General features: G+C 76.3%; 19 protein-coding genes. 11 read left to right on the top strand and 8 right to left on the bottom strand.

Features of this window, described 5'->3' with window-relative positions:
- Together OF117_RS01960 and OF117_RS01965 are read right to left on the bottom strand one after the other, a co-directional pair.
- Window positions 1–320 (bottom strand): DUF4192 domain-containing protein (locus OF117_RS01960; protein ID WP_263551105.1); only part of this gene is annotated, 320 nt, incomplete at its 3' end.
- A gap of 102 nt (window positions 321–422) precedes the next feature.
- On the bottom strand, window positions 423–1,112 hold the full coding sequence (locus OF117_RS01965) for a hypothetical protein (RefSeq protein WP_263551106.1): 690 nt from the start codon (window positions 1,110–1,112) through the stop codon (window positions 423–425).
- 292 nt (window positions 1,113–1,404) lie between these two features.
- Between OF117_RS01965 and OF117_RS01970 the strand changes: the two genes are divergently transcribed.
- Both OF117_RS01970 and OF117_RS01975 read left to right on the top strand, forming a co-directional pair.
- Window positions 1,405–2,322 (top strand): glycosyltransferase family 2 protein, encoded by a 918-nt coding sequence (locus OF117_RS01970; RefSeq protein WP_263551107.1) that lies wholly within the window; start codon window positions 1,405–1,407, stop codon window positions 2,320–2,322.
- Window positions 2,319–3,257: a glycosyltransferase family 2 protein gene (locus tag OF117_RS01975; protein WP_263551108.1), complete on the top strand. Its 939-nt coding sequence runs from the start codon at window positions 2,319–2,321 to the stop codon at window positions 3,255–3,257. Before OF117_RS01970 ends, OF117_RS01975 begins: the two co-directional genes overlap by 4 nt.
- Window positions 3,258–3,308: 51 nt before the next feature.
- Here OF117_RS01975 and OF117_RS01980 read toward each other — a convergent pair whose 3' ends face one another.
- Complete coding sequence (locus tag OF117_RS01980; RefSeq protein WP_263551109.1) at window positions 3,309–4,745, bottom strand: PLP-dependent aminotransferase family protein; 1,437 nt, start codon at window positions 4,743–4,745, stop codon at window positions 3,309–3,311.
- Window positions 4,746–4,785: 40 nt separating this feature from the next.
- Here OF117_RS01980 and OF117_RS01985 point away from each other — a divergent pair, with 40 nt between their 5' ends.
- Complete coding sequence (locus OF117_RS01985; RefSeq protein ID WP_263551110.1) at window positions 4,786–5,529, top strand: YczE/YyaS/YitT family protein; 744 nt, start codon at window positions 4,786–4,788, stop codon at window positions 5,527–5,529.
- Here the strand turns inward: OF117_RS01985 and OF117_RS01990 are convergent.
- The gene (locus tag OF117_RS01990) at window positions 5,498–6,778 is read right to left on the bottom strand and encodes a YibE/F family protein (RefSeq protein WP_263551111.1); all 1,281 of its coding nucleotides are present in this window, start codon (window positions 6,776–6,778) and stop codon (window positions 5,498–5,500) included. The genes OF117_RS01985 and OF117_RS01990 overlap by 32 nt on opposite strands.
- Before the next feature lie 92 nt (window positions 6,779–6,870).
- On the bottom strand, window positions 6,871–7,275 hold the full coding sequence (locus OF117_RS01995; protein ID WP_263551112.1) for an STAS domain-containing protein: 405 nt from the start codon (window positions 7,273–7,275) through the stop codon (window positions 6,871–6,873).
- A 204-nt stretch (window positions 7,276–7,479) separates the two neighbouring features.
- Here OF117_RS01995 and OF117_RS02000 point away from each other — a divergent pair, with 204 nt between their 5' ends.
- The 6 genes from OF117_RS02000 (at window position 7,480) to OF117_RS02025 (ending at window position 12,468) form a co-directional block, all read left to right on the top strand.
- Window positions 7,480–7,983 carry an Hsp20/alpha crystallin family protein gene (locus OF117_RS02000; RefSeq protein ID WP_263551113.1) on the top strand — a complete coding sequence of 168 codons (504 nt, stop codon included), beginning with the start codon at window positions 7,480–7,482 and terminating at the stop codon, window positions 7,981–7,983.
- 81 nt (window positions 7,984–8,064) lie between these two features.
- Window positions 8,065–8,505, top strand: a complete 441-nt coding sequence (locus OF117_RS02005) for a MerR family transcriptional regulator (RefSeq protein WP_263551114.1) — start codon at window positions 8,065–8,067, stop codon at window positions 8,503–8,505.
- A gap of 57 nt (window positions 8,506–8,562) precedes the next feature.
- Window positions 8,563–8,859, top strand: coding sequence for a metal-sensitive transcriptional regulator (locus OF117_RS02010; RefSeq protein ID WP_263551115.1), 297 nt, complete (start codon window positions 8,563–8,565; stop codon window positions 8,857–8,859).
- Window positions 8,860–8,884: 25 nt separating this feature from the next.
- Window positions 8,885–9,097 carry a heavy-metal-associated domain-containing protein gene (locus tag OF117_RS02015; protein ID WP_263551116.1) on the top strand — a complete coding sequence of 71 codons (213 nt, stop codon included), beginning with the start codon at window positions 8,885–8,887 and terminating at the stop codon, window positions 9,095–9,097.
- Window positions 9,094–10,083, top strand: coding sequence for a hypothetical protein (locus OF117_RS02020; protein WP_263551117.1), 990 nt, complete (start codon window positions 9,094–9,096; stop codon window positions 10,081–10,083). The genes OF117_RS02015 and OF117_RS02020 overlap by 4 nt, the downstream gene beginning before the upstream one ends.
- A 63-nt stretch (window positions 10,084–10,146) precedes the next feature.
- Window positions 10,147–12,468 carry a heavy metal translocating P-type ATPase gene (locus tag OF117_RS02025; RefSeq protein WP_263551118.1) on the top strand — a complete coding sequence of 774 codons (2,322 nt, stop codon included), beginning with the start codon at window positions 10,147–10,149 and terminating at the stop codon, window positions 12,466–12,468.
- On the opposite strand, the gene OF117_RS02030 is transcribed toward OF117_RS02025, so the two are convergent.
- The 3 genes from OF117_RS02030 to OF117_RS02040 form a co-directional block, all read right to left on the bottom strand.
- Complete coding sequence (locus OF117_RS02030) at window positions 12,453–13,247, bottom strand: glycoside hydrolase family 16 protein (RefSeq protein WP_263551119.1); 795 nt, start codon at window positions 13,245–13,247, stop codon at window positions 12,453–12,455. The two genes, OF117_RS02025 and OF117_RS02030, sit on opposite strands and share 16 nt — an antisense overlap.
- A 92-nt stretch (window positions 13,248–13,339) precedes the next feature.
- Window positions 13,340–14,284, bottom strand: coding sequence for a M56 family metallopeptidase (locus OF117_RS02035; protein WP_263551120.1), 945 nt, complete (start codon window positions 14,282–14,284; stop codon window positions 13,340–13,342).
- Between the two features lie 10 nt (window positions 14,285–14,294).
- Window positions 14,295–14,645: a BlaI/MecI/CopY family transcriptional regulator gene (locus tag OF117_RS02040; RefSeq protein WP_263551121.1), complete on the bottom strand. Its 351-nt coding sequence runs from the start codon at window positions 14,643–14,645 to the stop codon at window positions 14,295–14,297.
- A 114-nt stretch (window positions 14,646–14,759) separates the two neighbouring features.
- Here OF117_RS02040 and OF117_RS02045 point away from each other — a divergent pair, with 114 nt between their 5' ends.
- The gene (locus OF117_RS02045; RefSeq protein WP_263551122.1) at window positions 14,760–16,319 is read left to right on the top strand and encodes a cytochrome ubiquinol oxidase subunit I; all 1,560 of its coding nucleotides are present in this window, start codon (window positions 14,760–14,762) and stop codon (window positions 16,317–16,319) included.
- A gap of 14 nt (window positions 16,320–16,333) precedes the next feature.
- A complete protein-coding gene (cydB, locus tag OF117_RS02050; RefSeq protein WP_263551123.1) occupies window positions 16,334–17,365 on the top strand; it encodes a cytochrome d ubiquinol oxidase subunit II in 1,032 nt (343 codons plus the stop codon).
- Window positions 17,366–17,383 lie beyond the last annotated feature (18 nt).

Below are 17,383 nucleotides of genomic sequence, written 5' to 3' on the forward strand. Positions count from 1 at the left end.
TCGTCAGCGTCGGGTTCGTCGGCGTCGGAGACCACGGCGAGCAGCACCGCACCCGGGTCGTCGGTCAGCAGGCTCCGGAGCACCACCCGGGCCAGCTCGCGGGCGGCCGCCGGTGGCGGGATGTCGACGCGCACGGTCAGCCCGACCCGGTCGGTGGTCGGTCCGGTCAGGCCGACCGCCACCACGGACTCCCTCGGCTGGAAGCCGAGCAGGTGCGGCAGCGCCGCGGCCAGGTCACCGGGCTCGCGGAGCCGGACCCGGTAGGTCTCGTCGGGCGGCGCGGCGCGACCGCGGGGACGGGGCCGTGGCGAGCGGGTCATGCCGCGAGCCTGTGCGCACGGCACGTCCGGCGGAGGGCCGGCGCCGGGTTTGTGGACGACGGCCCGTCCTGTGGACGGCGCTCCGCGACCGGCCGGTGGGGATCAGCCGAGCGCCTCCGCCTGGGTGGAGTAGGCCCGGGAGAACAGATCCGCGAAGGCGGCCGGGTCGGGTTCGGTGCCGTCGGTCGTGACACGCAGCAGGGTCAGCTGCCGATCGCCGTCCTCCGCCATCCCGACGAGCACCGGCACCGTGACCGGACCGGTCTCCGGGTCCTGCACGACCGTCGTGTAGCGCACGGCGACCGCCTCGCCGCCGACCCCGTCCGCCGGCAGCAGCTCGAAGGTCACCCTCGCCTCGCCGAACTCCGGCGACGTGAGCGTCGCCTCGGGACAGGTGCTCACCGCGTCGGCCAGCCCGTCGACCGACGATGTCGCGGCCGCGCCCCGGACGAGGACCTGCACCGTGCTCGTGCCGCCCTGCAGCGCGCTCTGCGCGGCGACCTCCTCGTAACCGACGTCCGGGGGGCCGGTCAGGTCGAGCAGCGGTGCGCACTCCGGCGGGGCCACCTGGACGTCGGCCCCCGTCGCCGGGCCCGCGCCCGCGGCCAGCTGCTCGGGGCTGACGTCCACCACGGTCGCGTCCGGGCCGAAGGCCTCGGCCGGCAGCAGTCCCTCGGCGAGCGCGGGCGCGTCCGGGGGGACGTTCCCGGCCGCCCCCGACGCCCCCGCCTGGTCTCCGTCGCCCGCTCCGCAGGCGCTCAGCAGGGCGGCGCCGGCCAGGCCTGCGGCCAAGCGCGCGACCGGGCGCGCGACCGGGCGCGGGGCAGCGCGGACGGCCGCGTGCGGGGCCGGGCGCGGGGGCCGGACGGGACCGGGAGCGGTCGACATGCGGGCCACCTAACCATCTTCGTGACGTCCGGGCCTCCCACCTGCGCCTACGACGGCGTTCCCGGCCACCGTCGTCCCCCGGACGGACGACGGGCCGGACGGGGCGGCGCGCCGCGAGGACCCGGCCGCACGGGTCCGGGACGACCGAGGGGCACCGGGCCGGTTGGCGCACGGGGAGCGCGGGCACGGTGCTGCCGTGAGCAGCGCACCCACGTCCCGAGAGGTCCCCTCCCCGACCGCTGCGCCCACCGGCGACGTCACGGTGGTCGTCATGAGCCGGGACCGGCGCGACGAACTGCTGGCCACGCTGCCCCGGCACGAGGCGCCGGTCGTGCTCGTCGACAACGCCTCCACCGACGGCACGGTCGAGGCCGTGCGCGCCGCCCATCCCGCCGTGGCCGTGCTGCCGCAGCGGCGCAACCTGGGCGCGGCGGCCCGCACGGTCGGGGTCGCCGCCGCCGGCACCCCGTTCGTCGCCTTCGCCGACGACGATTCGTGGTGGGCGCCCGGCGACCTGGCCCGGGCGGTGCGGATCATGCGAGCGCACCCACGGCTGGCCGTGCTGAACGCGCGGGTGCTCGTCGGCCCGGAGGAGCGGCTCGACCCGGTCTGCGCGGAGATGGCGCGCAGCCCGCTGGGCACCCCCGGCGACCTGCCGGGCCCGGCGCTGCTCGGCTTCATCGCGTGCGGCGCGCTGGTCCGCGCCGACGCGTTCCTGGCCGCCGGCGGCTTCGACCCCGTCGTCCGGTTCCCCGGCGAGGAGGAGCGGCTCGCGCTGGACCTCGCCGCGGCCGGCTGGGGGCTGGCCTACGTCGACTCGGTCACCGTCCACCACCACCCGTCGCCCCGGCGGCACGCGCCGGCCGAGCGGCAGGCCGCCGTGTGGCGCAGCCGGCTGCTCACGGCCGCGATGCGGCTGCCGCCGCCGGACGTCGTCCGCGCGGTGACGGAGGCGGCGCGCACCGGCCCGGGCCGGACGGGGCTGGGCCGAGCCCTCCCCGACCTGCCCGCAGCGGTGCGCCGGCGACGGTCGCTGCCGCCCCGGGTGCTCGACGACCTCCGGGTGCTGGCCGGGCGCCCCCGGCGACAGCCCGCGGGGCGGGTCCGCAGGTGACCGCCACCGCCTCCCGCCCCGGCGCGGCCGCGACGGCCGGTCCCGACCCGCGGATCTCCGTCGTCGTCATCACCTGGAACCGCCGCGAGGAGCTGCTGGCCGCCGTCGAGCGGCTGGCCGCGCTGCCCGAGCGGCCGCACGTCGTCGTGGTCGACAACGGTTCCACCGACGGCACCGCCGACGCCGTCCGCGCGCGCTTCCCGGACGTGGACCTGGTCGCCAGCCCGGACAACCTCGGGGCGGTCGGCCGCAACGTCGGCGTGGCCCGCCTGCGCACCCCGTACGTCGCGTTCTGCGACGACGACACCTGGTGGGAGCCGGGGTCGCTGCGGACGGCGGCCGACGTGCTCGACGCCCATCCCCGGCTGGCGGTGGTCACCGCGCGGATCCTGGTGGAGCCCGGCGGCCGGGAGGACCCCGTCGTCGCCGAGCTGCGCGACTCCCCCGTGCGCGGCGCGGGCTGGCTGCCGGGGCCGGCGCTCGGGTCCTTCCTCGCCGGCGCGTCGGTGGTGCGCCGCGCGGCCTTCCTCGAGGTCGGCGGCTTCTGCGAGCGGCTGTGGCTGGGCGGCGAGGAGGAGCTGATGGCCGGCGACCTCGCCGCCGCCGGGTGGGAGGTCTGCTACCTGCCGGCGCTGACCGTGCACCACCGGGCCAGCCGGCTCCGAGAGGCGCACCGGCGGCGGCGCGACGGCATCCGCAACACGCTGTGGACGACGTGGCTGCGCCGCCCGCTGCGGCCCGCGCTGCGCCGCACCCTGCACCTGCTGGCCACGCTCCCCCGCGACCGGGTCACCGCGCAGGGGCTGGCGGCCGCCGCCCGCGGCATCCCGTGGGTCGTCCGCGAGCGGCGGGTGCTGCCACCGCACGCCGAGGCGCGGTTCGCCGCGCTCGACGCGGCGCAGCGCCGGTCCGCCGCCCGCCGCTACGTCAGCTGACGGCCACCCGGTCGCCGAGCGTGCGCGGCGTGGGGGAAGGGTGGTCCTCCTTCAGACGACCAGCTCCACCCCGTCGGCCGCGACGCCGGAGCGCCGCCCGTCGCCGGCGACCAGGGCGTCGGCCCGCGCCAGCACCTCCACCGCCCGGCGCAGGACCGGAGGCGGCTGGGTGAACGGCAGCCGCAGCCGGTCGTCGAGCGCGTGCCCGGTGCCGAACAGCGGCCCGGGGGCGAGCCGCAGCCCGAGCCGCTCGGCCTGGACGGTCAGCGCGCTCGACCGCGCCGACGGCAGCTCGCACCAGAGCACCAGCCCACCGGCGGGCACCCGCACCCGCCACTCGGGGAGCCGCGAGGCCAGCTCGGCGAGCAGGACGGCACGCCGCTCGCGCAGGCGCCGGCGGTGCGCCTCGATCGCGGCGTCGGCGCCGTCGAGGAGCGCGCAGGCGGCCAGCTGCTCGACCACCGGGCCGGACATGCTGGTGCGCACGGCCACCGCGGTCAGCCTCCGGACGACGTCGGTGTCCGCCCGGACCCAGCCGACCCGCAACCCGCCCCAGAAGGTCTTGCTCAGCGTGCCGACCGACAGGTGACCGGGGCCGTGGGCGGCGAAGGGGGCCGGCGGATCGGCGTCCAGGGCCAGCTCGGCCAGGGTCTCGTCGACGACGGCGACCGTGCCGGCACGCTCCAGCGCCCGGGCCAGCCGCGCCCGCCCGGCGTCGTCCAGCAGCCGGCCGGTCGGGTTCTGGAAGTCGGGCATCAGGTAGGCGGCCGGCGGGCGGACGGCGGCAAGCGTGCGCTCGGCGGTGGCGAGCCAGGCGTCCGGCTCGTCGGCGTCCAGCGACGTCGGCACCGGCCGCGCGCCGACGGTCCGGGCCGCGTCCAGGGCGTTCGGGTAGGTCGGCTGCTCGACGAGCACCCGCTGACCCCGCCGCAGCAGCGCGCCGAAGGAGAGCGCGACCCCGTGGAGCGCGCCCGTGGTCACCAGCACCTGCTCGGGTGCCGTCGGCAGGCCGCGCGCGGTGTAGCGGTCGGCGATGCGGGCGCGCAGCTCGGGCAGCCCGGCGGGGTGGTAGCCGTGCGAGGGCAGGTAGCGGGCCAGCTCGACCGTCGCGGCGGAGAACGCGGCCGGCACCTCCGGCGGTGCCGCAGGAGCGGCGTGCGCCAGGTCGATCGAGCCGTCGTCCGGAGGTGCCGGCACCCAGGCACCGCGGTGCGGACCCGCCGGCAGCGCGGTGTACGTGCCCGAGCCCTGCCGGGCGGTGGCCCAGCCCTCGTCGCGCAGGCGGGCGTAGGACGCGGTGACCGTGGCCCGGCTGAGCCCGAGCGCGGCGGCCAGCTCCCGCTCGGCCGGCAGCCGGGCGCCGATCGGCAGCCTGCCGTCGGCGACCAGCAGCCGCACCCGTGCGGCGAGCGCGGTGTAGCGCGGCGACCGGTCGTCGGACAGCTCGCCGAGGAGCCCGGCCAGGGTGCGCGGGCCGACGACGTCCATGCCACTTCCTCCCGATTGGCCTGTGGAGTGCAGGCCAATCATGGGTGATGCTGTCCGGGTGGTCCAGCAGTCCGCCGCCCCCCGCTCGCCCGTGGTCCGCCGTCCCGGCCGGCCGCGCCCCGCCGGCCGGCCCGCCCGCTGGCGCCAGGCCCGGCTGACCCGCCGGATGGTGCAGCTCTACGCCGGCCTGCTGCTGTACGGCGTCTCCATGGCGCTGCTCGTGCGCTCGTCGCTGGGGGTCATGCCGTGGGACGTGCTGCACCAGGGCCTGGCCGGCCAGCTCGGGTGGTCGCTCGGCGCGGTGACCGTGCTGGTCGGGACGCTGGTGCTGCTGGCCTGGGTGCCGCTGCGGCAGCGCCCCGGGCTGGGCACGGTGAGCAACGTGCTGGTCATCGGCCTCGCGGTGGACGGCGCGCTGGCGCTGCTGCCGGCGGTGGAGGCGCTCCCCGGACGGGTGGCGCTCGCGGTCGCCGGCATCGCGCTGAACGCCGTGGCGACCGCGGCCTACATCGGCGTCCACCTCGGCCCGGGGCCCCGCGACGGCCTGATGACCGGGCTCGTGCGGCGCACCGGCCGGTCGGTGCGCCTGGTCCGCACCTGCATCGAGATCGCCGTGGTCGCCCTGGGGTGGGCGCTCGGCGGCACCCTCGGGGTGGTCACGGTCGCCTACGCGCTGGCCATCGGCCCGCTCGTGCACCTGCTGCTGCCGCTGCTGTCGGTGCGCGTCCCCGGGCGCGGCGACCGGGGGTCGCTCACCGGGCGAAGCGTGCCCGGAGCGCGCTGAGCCCGCGCTCGGGGGCGGCGCCGGCCTCGGTGGCGGCGGCCTTCGCGAAGAACGCCCCGGCCGCGGTCGTGACGGGCACGGCGAGCACCAGCGCGATGGAGCCGACGAAGGTCCGGACGACCTCCTCCGCCAGCGCCGAGCTGGTCACGACGGTCGTGACCGGCTGGGCGTACAGCTCGAAGAGCAGAAGCAGCGGCAGCGCGGCGCCGGCGTAGGCGAAGACGACCGTGTACACCGTCGAGGCGATGTGGTCGCGGCCGACGGCCATGCCGCGGTCGAACAGCTCGCGCCAGGTCATCGAGGGGTTGGCCTCGTTCAGCTGCCACACGGCCGACGCCTGCGTGATGGTCACGTCGTTGAGCACGCCCAACCCGGCCACCACCACGCCGGCCAGCACCAGGCCGGAGAAGTCGAGGGTCGGGTCGTAGCCCTGCAGGGTCACCGTCTCCTCACTGGTCAGCCCGGTGAGCCGGGCGACCGACACCGCGACCGCCCCCAGCAGGGCCACCAGGGCGAGCCCGAACAGCGTGCCGACCAGCGCCGTCGTCGTCCGGGCGGAGAAGCCGTGCGCCAGGTACAGGACGACGAACATGATGGCCGCCGAGCCGACCAGGCTGACCAGCACCGGCGAGCCGTCGCCGAGCAGCCCCGGTAGGACGAACTGCAGCAGGACGAAGAAGGCGAAGCCCAGCCCGAGCAGCGAGGCGAGCCCCCGCAGCCGGGCCACCACGCCGACCACCAGCGCGAAGGTGACGGCGAGCACGACCAGGGGGGTGTCGCGCGAGTAGTCGTAGAACCCGTAGGCCGCGGCCCCCTCGGCGCCGGGGTCGCGGCTGAGCACCACCGTGTCCCCCTCGGCCACGTCGTCGCCCCGGACCTCCGGAGGCAGGTCGATCTGCACGAACTCCCCGGCCCCCTCGCCGTCCAGCACCTCCACGACGGCCGTCGAGCAGGTCGCCGGCTGCGCCGGATCGACACCGGGGCACGGCGTGGTCTCGATCGAGGCCACCCGGGCGTCGGGGTACGTCGTGCCCGGCGGCAGGTAGGTGTCGGCCACCTGCTGGGCGCGGGTGGGCTCGTCGCCCGGCCAGAGCACGACCAGGCCGACGACCGTGGCCAGCCCGACCGGCACGAGCAGCAGCAGCATCAGCCAGACCGCCCGGCGGCGGCGGGCGAGCACCTCCGGGCTCGGCGGCGGGGCGTCCGGGTCGGGTCCGTGCGCGTGGTCGTGGGCGGGGCTCGGCGGCACCCGGTCAGGCTAGGAGGCCGCGCTCCGCCGTCCTCGGCGCCGGGCCGGTGGCCGACGCGCCGGACGCCCACCGGCCCGTGCCCCCGGACCCGTCACGGCGCGACGTCGTGCACGGTGAAGCGGTGCCACAGCCCGGTCAGCTGCAGCGACCGGACCACGGCCGGCGGCGGGCCGACCAGCACCAGGCCGATCGCCCGGGGCGCGACCAGCTTCTGCACCTGCACGAGCACGGCCAGGCCGGCCGAGTTGGCGAACGACACCCGGCGCAGGTCCAGCTCGACCCGGTGCAGCTCGTGCTCGGCGAGCAGGAGATCGGTGACCACGCGCACCAGGGGTCGACGGGCCGCGTCGGTGAGTTCTCCCGCGACCGTCAGCCGGGCGGTGCCGCCCTCCAGGGACGACCCGACGTCCGGCGTGGAGCCGGCCGGCTCCGGGGACGGGGTCGCGGGGTGCTGGTCCTGCGCACCCGGCGGCCGGCTGCTGGTGGGCTGCTCCATGCCCGGCCACTGCCCCGTGCGGTGGCCCGCCACGCGCAGCGCAGGCGATCGACGGAGAACCGACGCGTTCCGCGCGTCGGCCACCGGCGAAATTCTTCGACGTTGGATGTTTACGCCTGTGCTGGCTGGAGGTAATCTGCAGTCGCCACCAGAGGTTCATCCTCGGGAGCGGACACCGACGACCGACCAGGAGGTTGGAGAACGATGATGCTGACCGCCTACGACCCGTTCGCCGCCACCAACGCCGCCTTCCGTGCGCTGGACCAGCTGACCGGCCGCTCCGGGTCGACCGCCCGCGCGCTCTCCGGCATGCCGATGGACGCCTACCGCGTCGGCGACAACTTCGTCGCCCACTTCGACCTGCCCGGCGTCGACCCCGGCTCGATCGACCTGTCGGTCGAGGGCAACACCCTCACCGTCAGCGCCGAGCGCTCGGTACCGCAGCTGGAGAACGCGGAGTGGGCGATCGCCGAGCGACCGTTCGGCAGCTACACCCGCCAGCTGGTGCTCGGCCGCAGCCTCGACACCGACCGGCTCGAGGCGCACTACCACGACGGCGTGCTCACCGTGAGCATCCCGGTGGCCGAGAAGGCGCGGGCGCGCAAGATCCAGGTGACCCGGGCCGACACCCCGACCGCCGTCGAGAGCCGCACCATCGAGGGCGAGTCGGGCGGGAGCCGCTCGGACAACCGCGCGGTCGAGGCCTGATCGACACGGTTCCCAGGGGCCGGGCCCGGACGGGCCCGGCCCCTCGCTTTTCCGCACGGACGGAGGGACAGGAGGCGGCGCGTGACCACGGCACCGGGCGACGACCCGCTCCGGCGGTTGGACGACCCCGACTTCCCGGCGCTCACCATGAGCCAGGCCGCCGAACTGCTCGGCGTCCAGGCGGCCTTCCTGCGCAGCCTCGACAGCAGCGGCGTCCTGCAGCCGCACCGCTCCCCCGGCGGCCACCGCCGCTACTCCCGCCACCAGCTGGGCCTCGCCGCGCGCGTGCGCGAGCTGCTCGACGACGGCCACTCCCTCGCCTCCGCCGAAGTCATCCTCGCGCTGCAGGACGAGCTCGCCTCGGCCCGCGCCGACACCGACCGGCTGCGGCACGCGGTCGACCGCCTGCACTCCGACGCCGCCCGGCTGCGCGACGAGCGCGATCGTGCCCGCCGGGGCGAGCCGGCGCCCCCGGGGGGCACGGCGACCCCGTCGCCGGGATCCCCGGCGACCTCCGGCTGAGGCTTGCGGTACATACCCTAGGGGGGTAGGGTTCTCCTCACCGAGGAGGAGGGCCCCGTGACCACGACCGCAACCCACGGCTACATCAACCGCAAGGACGACTACCTCAAGCGGCTGCGCCGCATCGAGGGCCAGGCCCGCGGCCTGCAGCGGATGGTCGAGGACGAGAAGTACTGCATCGACATCCTCACGCAGGTCTCGGCCATGACGAAGGCGCTGCAATCGGTCGCGCTCGGGCTGCTCGACGAGCACCTGCACCACTGCGTCGCCGGCGCCGCCGCGGCCGGGGGCCCCGAGGCCGACGCGAAGCTGCGCGAGGCCTCCGAGGCGATCGCCCGCCTCGTCCGTTCCTGACCCCGCCCCCTGGAGGAGAGCTGCCATGACCACGGCCACCTACACCGTCACCGGCATGACCTGCGGTCACTGCGTCAGCGCCGTCTCCGAGGAGGTCGGCGCGCTTCCCGGCGTGAGCGCCGTCGACGTCGACCTGGCCAGCGGCGGGCTCACCGTCACCAGCGACGGACCGGTCGACGACGACGCCGTCCGTGCCGCGGTCGAGGAGGCCGGCTACGAGCTGGCCGGGACGCCGTGAACGCGCCGCTGGGGACCGCCGCCGTCGTCCTGGGGGCCGCCGCCGTCTTCGCCGCCGCCCTCGGCGTCGGTGCCGCGGTCGGTCCCGTCGGGTCGGCCGCGGCCGACCCGCCCGCGATGGCCGGCCACGGCGCCGACTCCCCCCGGCCGGCGGACGCCGGCCCGCACCCCGCCCCCGACGACGCCGACCTCCCGGCCGACGCCGCCCCCGAGCTCCCGGGAGGACTCATGACCACGCAGGACGGCTTCACCTTCGCCCTCGCCGACCGACGGCCGCAGGCGGGCGACGCGACTCCCCTGGCGTTCCGCGTCCTCGGCCCCGACGGCGTCCCCGTGACCGCCTACGAGGAGAGCCACGACGAGCGGCTGCACCTGATCGCCGTCCGCCGCGACCTCACCGGCTACCAGCACGTGCACCCCGACCTCGCCGCCGACGGCACGTGGACGGTGCCGCTCGCCCTCACCGCGGGCGACTGGCGGCTGTACGCCGACTTCGTGCCCACCGGGCACGACGGCCTCACGCTCGGCGCCGATCTGGCGGTCGCCGGCGAGTACGCGCCGCGACCGGTGCCCGCACCGTCGCGCACCGCGGAGGTCGACGGCTACACCGTGACGCTGGACGGCGACCTGACCGCCGGCCGGCAGACGGAGCTGGTGCTGACCGTGTCCCGCGACGGCGCGCCGGTCACCGACCTGGAGCCGTACCTCGGCGCCTACGGCCACCTGGTGGTGCTGCGCGACGGCGACCTGGCCTACCTGCACGTTCACCCGGCCGGGCACCCCGGCGACGGCAGGACGCCGCCGGGACCGGAGGTCCGCTTCGCGACCACCGCCCCATCGGCCGGTACCTACCGGCTGTTCCTGGACTTCCGGCACGGCTCGGTCGTCCGGACGGCGGAGTTCACCGTGCAGGTGGGCGCGGGCGGCCCCGCGCCGGCGGAACCGGCCCCCGCACACGCGCACGCCGACGGCGCCGGCCACGACTGACCACGCGACCGACCTCCTGACCGACCACCCGACCGACCACCCGACCCGAGAGGAGCCGGTGCGATGACCACCGTGCCCGACGCCGGAGGGAACCGGGTCGAGCTGCTCATCGGCGGCATGACCTGCGCCTCGTGCGCCGCCCGCATCGAGAAGAAGCTCAACCGGCTCGACGGCGTCACCGCGACGGTGAACTACGCGACCGAGAAGGCGCAGGTCAGCTACGCCGACGGGGTCACGACCGACGACCTGGTCGCCACGGTGGAGAAGACCGGCTACTCGGCGACGCTGCCCGCGCCGGAGCGGCGCCGTCCGGAGGCCCGACCCGAACCCGTGGAGGGTGAGGAGCACGGGATCCAGGGCCTGCGCACGCGGCTGCTGGTGTCCACCGTGCTCACGGTGCCCGTGGTGGCCCTGGCGATGGTGCCGGCGCTGCAGTTCACCTACTGGCAGTGGCTCTCGCTGACCCTCGCCGCCCCCGTCGTCGTCTGGGGAGGCTGGCCGTTCCACCGCGCGGCGTGGGCCAACCTGCGCCACGGCGCGGCGACCATGGACACGCTGGTGTCGCTGGGCACCGGCGCGGCGTTCCTGTGGTCGCTGTACGCGCTCTTCCTCGGCACCGCCGGCGTGCCGGGCATGGTGCACCCGTTCGAGCTGACCATCGAGCGGTCCGACGGCAGCGCGAACATCTACCTCGAGGCCGCGGCCGGGGTGACCACCTTCCTGCTGGCCGGGCGCTTCTTCGAGGCCCGGTCCAAGCGCCGGGCGGGTGCGGCCCTGCGGGCGCTCCTCGAGCTGGGCGCCAAGGAGGTCTCGGTGCTGCGCGGCGGCGCCGAGGTCCGGGTGCCCGTGGGCGAGCTGGCCGCAGGCGAGTCGTTCGTCGTCCGCCCCGGGGAGAAGTTCGCCGCCGACGGCGAGGTGACCGAGGGGGCCTCGGCCGTCGACGCCTCGATGCTCACCGGCGAGTCGGTGCCGGTCGAGGTCGGCCCCGGTGACGCGGTCACCGGCGGCACGGTCAACGCGGGCGGGCGGCTCGTGGTCCGCGCCACCCGGGTCGGCGCGGAGACGCAGCTGGCGCAGATGGCCCGGCTGGTCGAGGAGGCGCAGAACGGCAAGGCCGAGGTGCAGCGGCTGGCCGACCGGGTGTCCGGCGTCTTCGTCCCGGTCGTGCTCGCGCTCGCGGTTGCCACCCTGGGCTTCTGGGTCGGCACCGGCGCCGGCGCGTCCGCGGCGTTCACCGCGGCCGTCGCGGTCCTGATCATCGCCTGCCCGTGCGCGCTCGGCCTGGCCACGCCGACCGCCCTCATGGTGGGCACCGGTCGGGGCGCGCAGCTGGGCATCCTCATCAGGGGCCCGGAGGTGCTCGAGTCGACCCGGCGGGTCGACACCGTCGTCCTCGACAAGACCGGCACCGTCACGACCGGCGAGATGACCCTGCTGGACGTGCTGCCCGCGGACGGCGAGGACGCCGCCGAGGTCTTGCGGCTGGCCGGCGCGCTGGAGGCGGCGTCGGAGCACCCGATCGCCCGGGCGGTCGCCGCTGCCGCCGGTGACGCGCCGGCCCCCGTCGACGCCTTCGCGAACGTCGAGGGGCTGGGCGTGCAGGGCGTCGTCGACGGCCGCTCGGTGGTGGTCGGCCGCCCGCGGCTGCTGGCCGACTGGGCGGTGCACCTGCCGCCGGCGCTGGAGTCCGCCCGGGCCGACGCCGAGGCGCGCGGCGGCACGGTCGTCGCGGTGGCGTGGGACGGGGCGGCCCGCGGGCTGCTCGTCGTCGCCGACGCCGTGAAGCCGACGTCGGCCGAGGCGGTGGCGCAGCTGCGCGCGCTGGGGCTGCGACCGGTGCTGCTGACCGGCGACAACGCGACGGTGGCGCGCGCGGTGGCGGGAGAGGTCGGCATCGCACCGGACGCCGTGGTCGCCGAGGTGCTGCCCGCGGACAAGGCCGCGGTCGTCCGCCGGCTGCAGGCCGAGGGCCGGGTGGTGGCGATGGTCGGCGACGGGGTCAACGACGCGGCCGCGCTGGCCCAGGCCGACCTCGGTCTGGCCATGGGCACCGGCACGGACGTCGCCATCGAGGCGTCGGACCTGACGCTGGTGCGCGGCGACCTGCGGGCCGCCGCCGACGCGATCCGGCTGGCCCGGCGCACCCTCACGGTCATCAGGGGGAACCTGTTCTGGGCGTTCGCCTACAACGTCGCGGCGATCCCCCTGGCGATGGCCGGACTGCTCAACCCGATGATCGCCGGCGCGGCGATGGCGTCCAGCTCGGTCTTCGTCGTCACCAACAGCCTGCGGCTGCGCGGGTTCGCGCCGCTGCCGGGCAACCAGGCGGCCGCGCTGCCGGCGCCGTCCGGACGGCCGGCGTCCGCGGCTCAACGGGGCGCGTAGCCGCGCACGGCGGCCACGTCGCCGTGCTTCGGGTACGCGGCGGGGTCGCGGTCGGCGGCGGCCGGGAACTCGAACAGGTCGATCATCAGCTGCTGCGGGTAGCCGATGCCCTGGTCCAGCGTCCGCACCAGCCGCTCGTCGACGTAGAGCTCCGTGCGCGCCGCCGTCCAGGCCGCCGCGTAGGTGTGCCAGCCGGTGGCGTCGATGCCCAGGGCGACGTCGGCCATGTCGTCGCGCAGTCCGCGATCACCGTGGGCCTTGATGCCCAGCCGGACGGTCGAGCCGCCCGGGCCGATCCGGTCGCCGTAGAGCTCGGTGAGGCAGATCTCACCGGCCTGCTCGGGGCCGTCCTCCTCGAACCCGATCAGCCAGACCGCCAGCATCACCGCCGGGTCGGCAACCGCCCGTAGCCGCGCCTCGATCAGGCCGGCGGTCGGGGTGAACAGCCGCTGAGGAGGCTGCGGGGTGCGCACGGTCAGCCCCGGGCGGTGCCGGTGCGTCCCGCGGTCGGACCCGGCCGGGCCGGAGAACGTGCCGGTCTGGAGGTTGGAGACCCGCAGCTCGCCGTCCTCGGGCCGCCACGCGGGCTGGTCGGCGTCGATGCGCAGCCGCAGCCACCCGGGGTGCAGCTCGTACCGGGCCGCCGACCGGTCGGGCGTCGTCCACTGCGGCAGGTAGTGCGCCACCCAGCGGGCCTCGTCGAGCTGCGGGCCGGTGAAGTCCTCGGTGAACACGGGCGCGTACGCGGAGCGGTCGAGCCGTGCAGCCGCGTCCGTCACGCGGGCCATCGTGACAGGGCCCGGCCTCCCGAAGAACCGTCCGTGCACGAACGGCCGGGGCCATTCCCTGCACGAAAGGCCCCGCAGGGCGCTCAGAGGCCGGCGGGGAGCAGCAGCAGGGCAGTGGGCAGCAGGAGGAGCAGCGCGGCGACGACGAGCACCGCGGTGCGGACGGCGGCCGGCAGCGGGGGCGGCGGGTCGAGCAGGCGGTGCACCCGCGCGGCGACCGCCCCGGCGCCCAGCGCCAGCGCACCCCCCGGCACCCCGCCGGCGCCCTCGGCCGCGGCCACGATCGCCTCGGCGAGCGTGCGCCGCGGGTGCGGTCCACCCGTCCCGGCCAGCGCCGGATCGGCCAGGGCCAGGTCGTCGGCGCGCATCTCGACCAGCGTGCGCACCGCGGTGTGCGCGCGGGTGGTCGCCGGCAGCACCGGCAGCGCCGCCTCCCACGCGACGAACGGCAGCAGGTAGAGGTGGTGGTGCTCGCGCAGGTGCGCCCGCTCGTGCGCGACCACGGCGGCCAGCTGCGCCTCGTCCAGCTCGGCCACCATCCCCGAGGAGAGCACCAGCAGCGGCCGCGCGCCGGGGATGCAGAAGGCCACCGGCGCGGGGTGGTCGAGCAGCCGGGCGTCGGGTACCGCCGCGGCCGGGCGCACCACCAGCTCCAGCAGCTCCCGGTGCCGCCGGCGGGTGCGCGCGGTGCGCACCCACGAGTGCGCCAGCACGCCGACCAGCTCGACGGCGAGCACCCCGGCCAAGGTCAGGGCCACCCAGTGGTCGCCGCGCACGGGCCCACCCGCCGGCCCGGCGGAGAGCACCGCCCAGCCGGCCTCCGGCAGCGACGGCCCCCACGGGGCCAGTCCGTGCACCAGCAGCGCGCCGATCAGGGACAGCCCGCCGGCCAGCCCGACGGCCTGCCAGCACAGCAGCGCGACCACCGGGTCGCGCGCCGGCCACCGGGCCCGGGCGAGCAGCACCGGCACCGGCCAGGCCAGCGCGAACGCCAGCCCGGCCAGCCCGGCGGCGGTCGCGGTCAGCACGGACGGCCGGTCAGCCGTCGGACGAGGCCAGCAGCTCCCGCAGCAGGCGCGCCTCCTCCGGGCCGACGCTGCCCACGAACCGGGCCAGCACCGCCTGCCGGTCACCGGCCTGCCCGAGCACCTCGTGCATCAGCTCGGCGGCGTGCTGCTCCTGGCTGGCACGGGCCCGGAAGCGGCGTGGCCGGCCCTCGTCGTGCTCGACGAAGCCCTTCTGCTCCAGCCGGGTCAGCACCGTGTGCACGGTGGTCAGCGCCAGCCCCCGGTCGGCCAGCCCGTCGCGCAGCGTGGTCGCCGCGACCGGGCCGTCGGCCGCCCACAGCCGGTCCATGACCGCCCGCTCCAGCTCGCCCAGCGAGGCCACCGCTCCTCCTGTTCCACGTCTCACACGCCACGTCTTCTACGCCTCGTAGAAAACTTCTTCTACCCGGCGTAGAAAGGACTCGGGGACGATCGTACGACGCAGGAGGGGGCACGCGTGGACGTGCTGGACATCGCCCGCTGGCAGTTCGGGATCACCACCGTCTACCACTTCCTGATGGTGCCGCTGACCCTCGGCCTGGGCGTCCTGGTCGCGGTGATGCACACCCTCTGGCTGCGCACCGGATCACCCGAGTGGCTGCGGATGACCCGGTTCTGGGGCCGGATCTTCCTGGTCAACTTCGCCCTCGGCGTGGCCACCGGCCTGGTGCAGGAGTTCCAGTTCGGCCTCGCCTGGAGCGAGTACTCGGTCTTCGTCGGCGACGTGTTCGGCTCGCTGCTGGCCATGGAGGCGCTGCTCGCCTTCTTCCTCGAGTCGACCTTCCTCGGCCTGTGGATCTTCGGCTGGGGCCGCATCCCCAAGAAGCTGCACCTCGCCTCCCTGTGGGCGGCGGTGATCGGCTCGTGGATCAGCGCGTACTTCATCATCGCGGCCAACTCCTGGATGCAGCACCCGGTCGGCGTCGAGGTCGATGACGCCACCGGCCGCCCGCTGCAGGTCGACTTCCTCGCGGTGCTGTCGAACAACACCGCGATCGCCGCCTACACCCACGCGATCGTGGCCTCGCTCATGGTGGCCGGCGCACTGCTGGTCGGCATCGGCCTGTGGCACCTGCGCCGCCGCCGGCTGGCCGGCCGGCCCACCGACGACCCGGACCACCGCGTGTGGCACCGCTCGGTACGCCTCGGCGGCTGGGTCACCCTCGCCGCGTTCGTGCTGGTCGCGGCCACCGGCGACTGGCAGGGCAAGCTGATGTACGCCCAGCAGCCGCTCAAGATGAGCTCGGCCGAGGCGCTCTGCGAGACCGAGGCGCCCGCGCCGTTCAGCCTGTTCGCCTGGGCCAAGCTCGGCAGCAACGAGTGCGACGACGTGCACTCGGTCACCGTGCCCGGCCTGCTCTCCTTCTTCGCGCACGGCGACTTCTCCAGCGCGGTGCCGGGCGTGAACGAGCTGCAGCAGCGCTACGCCGAGACCTACGGCGCCACCTACCCCGACGACTCCTCCTTCGGGGACCTGGCCGGCGAGCCGGTCGACTACGCACCGGTGCTGGCGGTCACATACTGGGGCTTCCGGTTGATGATCGGCATGGGCGTCGTCTCGGCCGCGGTCGCCGCCTACGCGCTGTGGTCGACCCGGCGCGGCCGCTCGCCCACCTCGCGCATCGGGGTCCACGGCGCGCTGGCCGCCGTCGCCGCGCCGTTCGTCGCCAACGCGGCGGGCTGGGTGTTCACCGAGATGGGCCGCCAGCCGTTCGTCGTTGTCCCCAACCCCGACGTGCCGGTCGAGGACCAGGTCTGGTTCTTCACCGCGCAGGCCGTCTCCCCCGGCATCACCGCCGCCGAGGTCTGGATCTCGCTGTCGGTGCTGACCCTGCTCTACGGCGTGCTGGCGGTGATCGAGCTCGGCCTGATCACGCACTTCGTCCGCCGGGGCGTGACCACCGGCGACACCACGCCGACCCCGGTCGGCGCGTCGCCGGACCGGGATGGCGATGACGGCCAGGGCGGCCCGGACGGCGGCCGCCGCGACGACGACGTCCTCTCCTTCGCCTACTGACCGGGAGCCTCTCCGTGGACCTGCAGACCCTCTGGTTCGCCGCCGTCGCGGTGCTGTGGACCGGCTTCCTGCTGCTCGAGGGCTTCGACTTCGGCGTCGCCGGGCTGCTGCCGGTGATCGGACGGCGACCCGCCGACCGGCACCTCATGCTGCGCACCATCGGCCCGCTGTGGGACGGCAACGAGGTGTGGCTGATCACCGCGACCGGGGCGGTCTTCGCCGCCTTCCCGGCCTGGTACGCCACCTGGCTGCCCGCGCTGTACCTGCCGTTCGTAGTCGTGCTGCTCGGGCTGATCGTCCGCGCGGTGGCCTTCGAGTGGCGGCACTCCCACCACGACCCGCGGTGGGACGCCGCCTGGACGCGGGTGATCACCGGCGGCTCGCTGGTGGCGGCGTCCGGCGTCGGGGCGGCCCTGGCGACGACGACGCTGGGCCTGCCGGTCGACGGCGACGGGATCCGCGTCGGCGGGAGCCTCGCCGGCGTCGGCTGGACGGCGCTGCTCGGCGGGCTGGCGGTCGTCGGCTTCTCGATGGTGCACGGCGCGGTGTTCCTCGCCCTGAAGACCGACGGCCCGGTGCGCCTGCGCGCCCGGGCGTTCGCCCGGCGCTGGTCGCCGGTCGCCGGGCTGCCACTGCTGCTCTGGGCGGGCCTGGTGCACCTGCGCGGCGGCACGCCGGTCACCGCCGCGCTGTGGCTGCTCGCGGCGGCCGCGGTGCCCGTCACCTGGGCGCAGGTGCGCGCCGACCGGGAGGCCCGGGCCTTCGCCGGCTGGGCCGCGGTGCTGCTGGCCTCGGCCGCGACGGTGTTCGGGGCGGCCTATCCGGTGGTCCTGCCCTCGACGGTCGACCCGGCGTTCGACCTGACCGTCGCCGCGGCCTCGGTCAGCGACTACACGCTGACGGTGATGACCTGGGTGGCCGCGGTCGGGCTGCCGGTCGTGCTCGTGTACCAGACCTGGACCTACTGGGTCTTCCGCCGGCGGCTGACCGCCGAGCCGGAGCACGAGCACGCGCCCGGCACCGCCGGCGCCGGGGCCCCCGCGTGACCGCCCCCTCCGCGACGG

Origin of the sequence: Geodermatophilus sp. YIM 151500, assembly GCF_025716945.1 — a bacterium.
GTDB lineage: Bacteria > Actinomycetota > Actinomycetes > Mycobacteriales > Geodermatophilaceae > YIM-151500.

Coding starts and splice junctions, on each gene's coding strand:
- OF117_RS02025 (WP_263551118.1), top strand. CDS start 10,147: ATGACCACCGTGCCCGACGCCGGAGGGAACCGGGTCGAGCTGCTCATC.
- OF117_RS01985 (WP_263551110.1), top strand. CDS start 4,786: ATGGGTGATGCTGTCCGGGTGGTCCAGCAGTCCGCCGCCCCCCGCTCG.
- OF117_RS02015 (WP_263551116.1), top strand. CDS start 8,885: ATGACCACGGCCACCTACACCGTCACCGGCATGACCTGCGGTCACTGC.
- OF117_RS02000 (WP_263551113.1), top strand. CDS start 7,480: ATGATGCTGACCGCCTACGACCCGTTCGCCGCCACCAACGCCGCCTTC.
- OF117_RS01980 (WP_263551109.1), bottom strand. CDS start 4,745: ATGGACGTCGTCGGCCCGCGCACCCTGGCCGGGCTCCTCGGCGAGCTG.
- OF117_RS01995 (WP_263551112.1), bottom strand. CDS start 7,275: ATGGAGCAGCCCACCAGCAGCCGGCCGCCGGGTGCGCAGGACCAGCAC.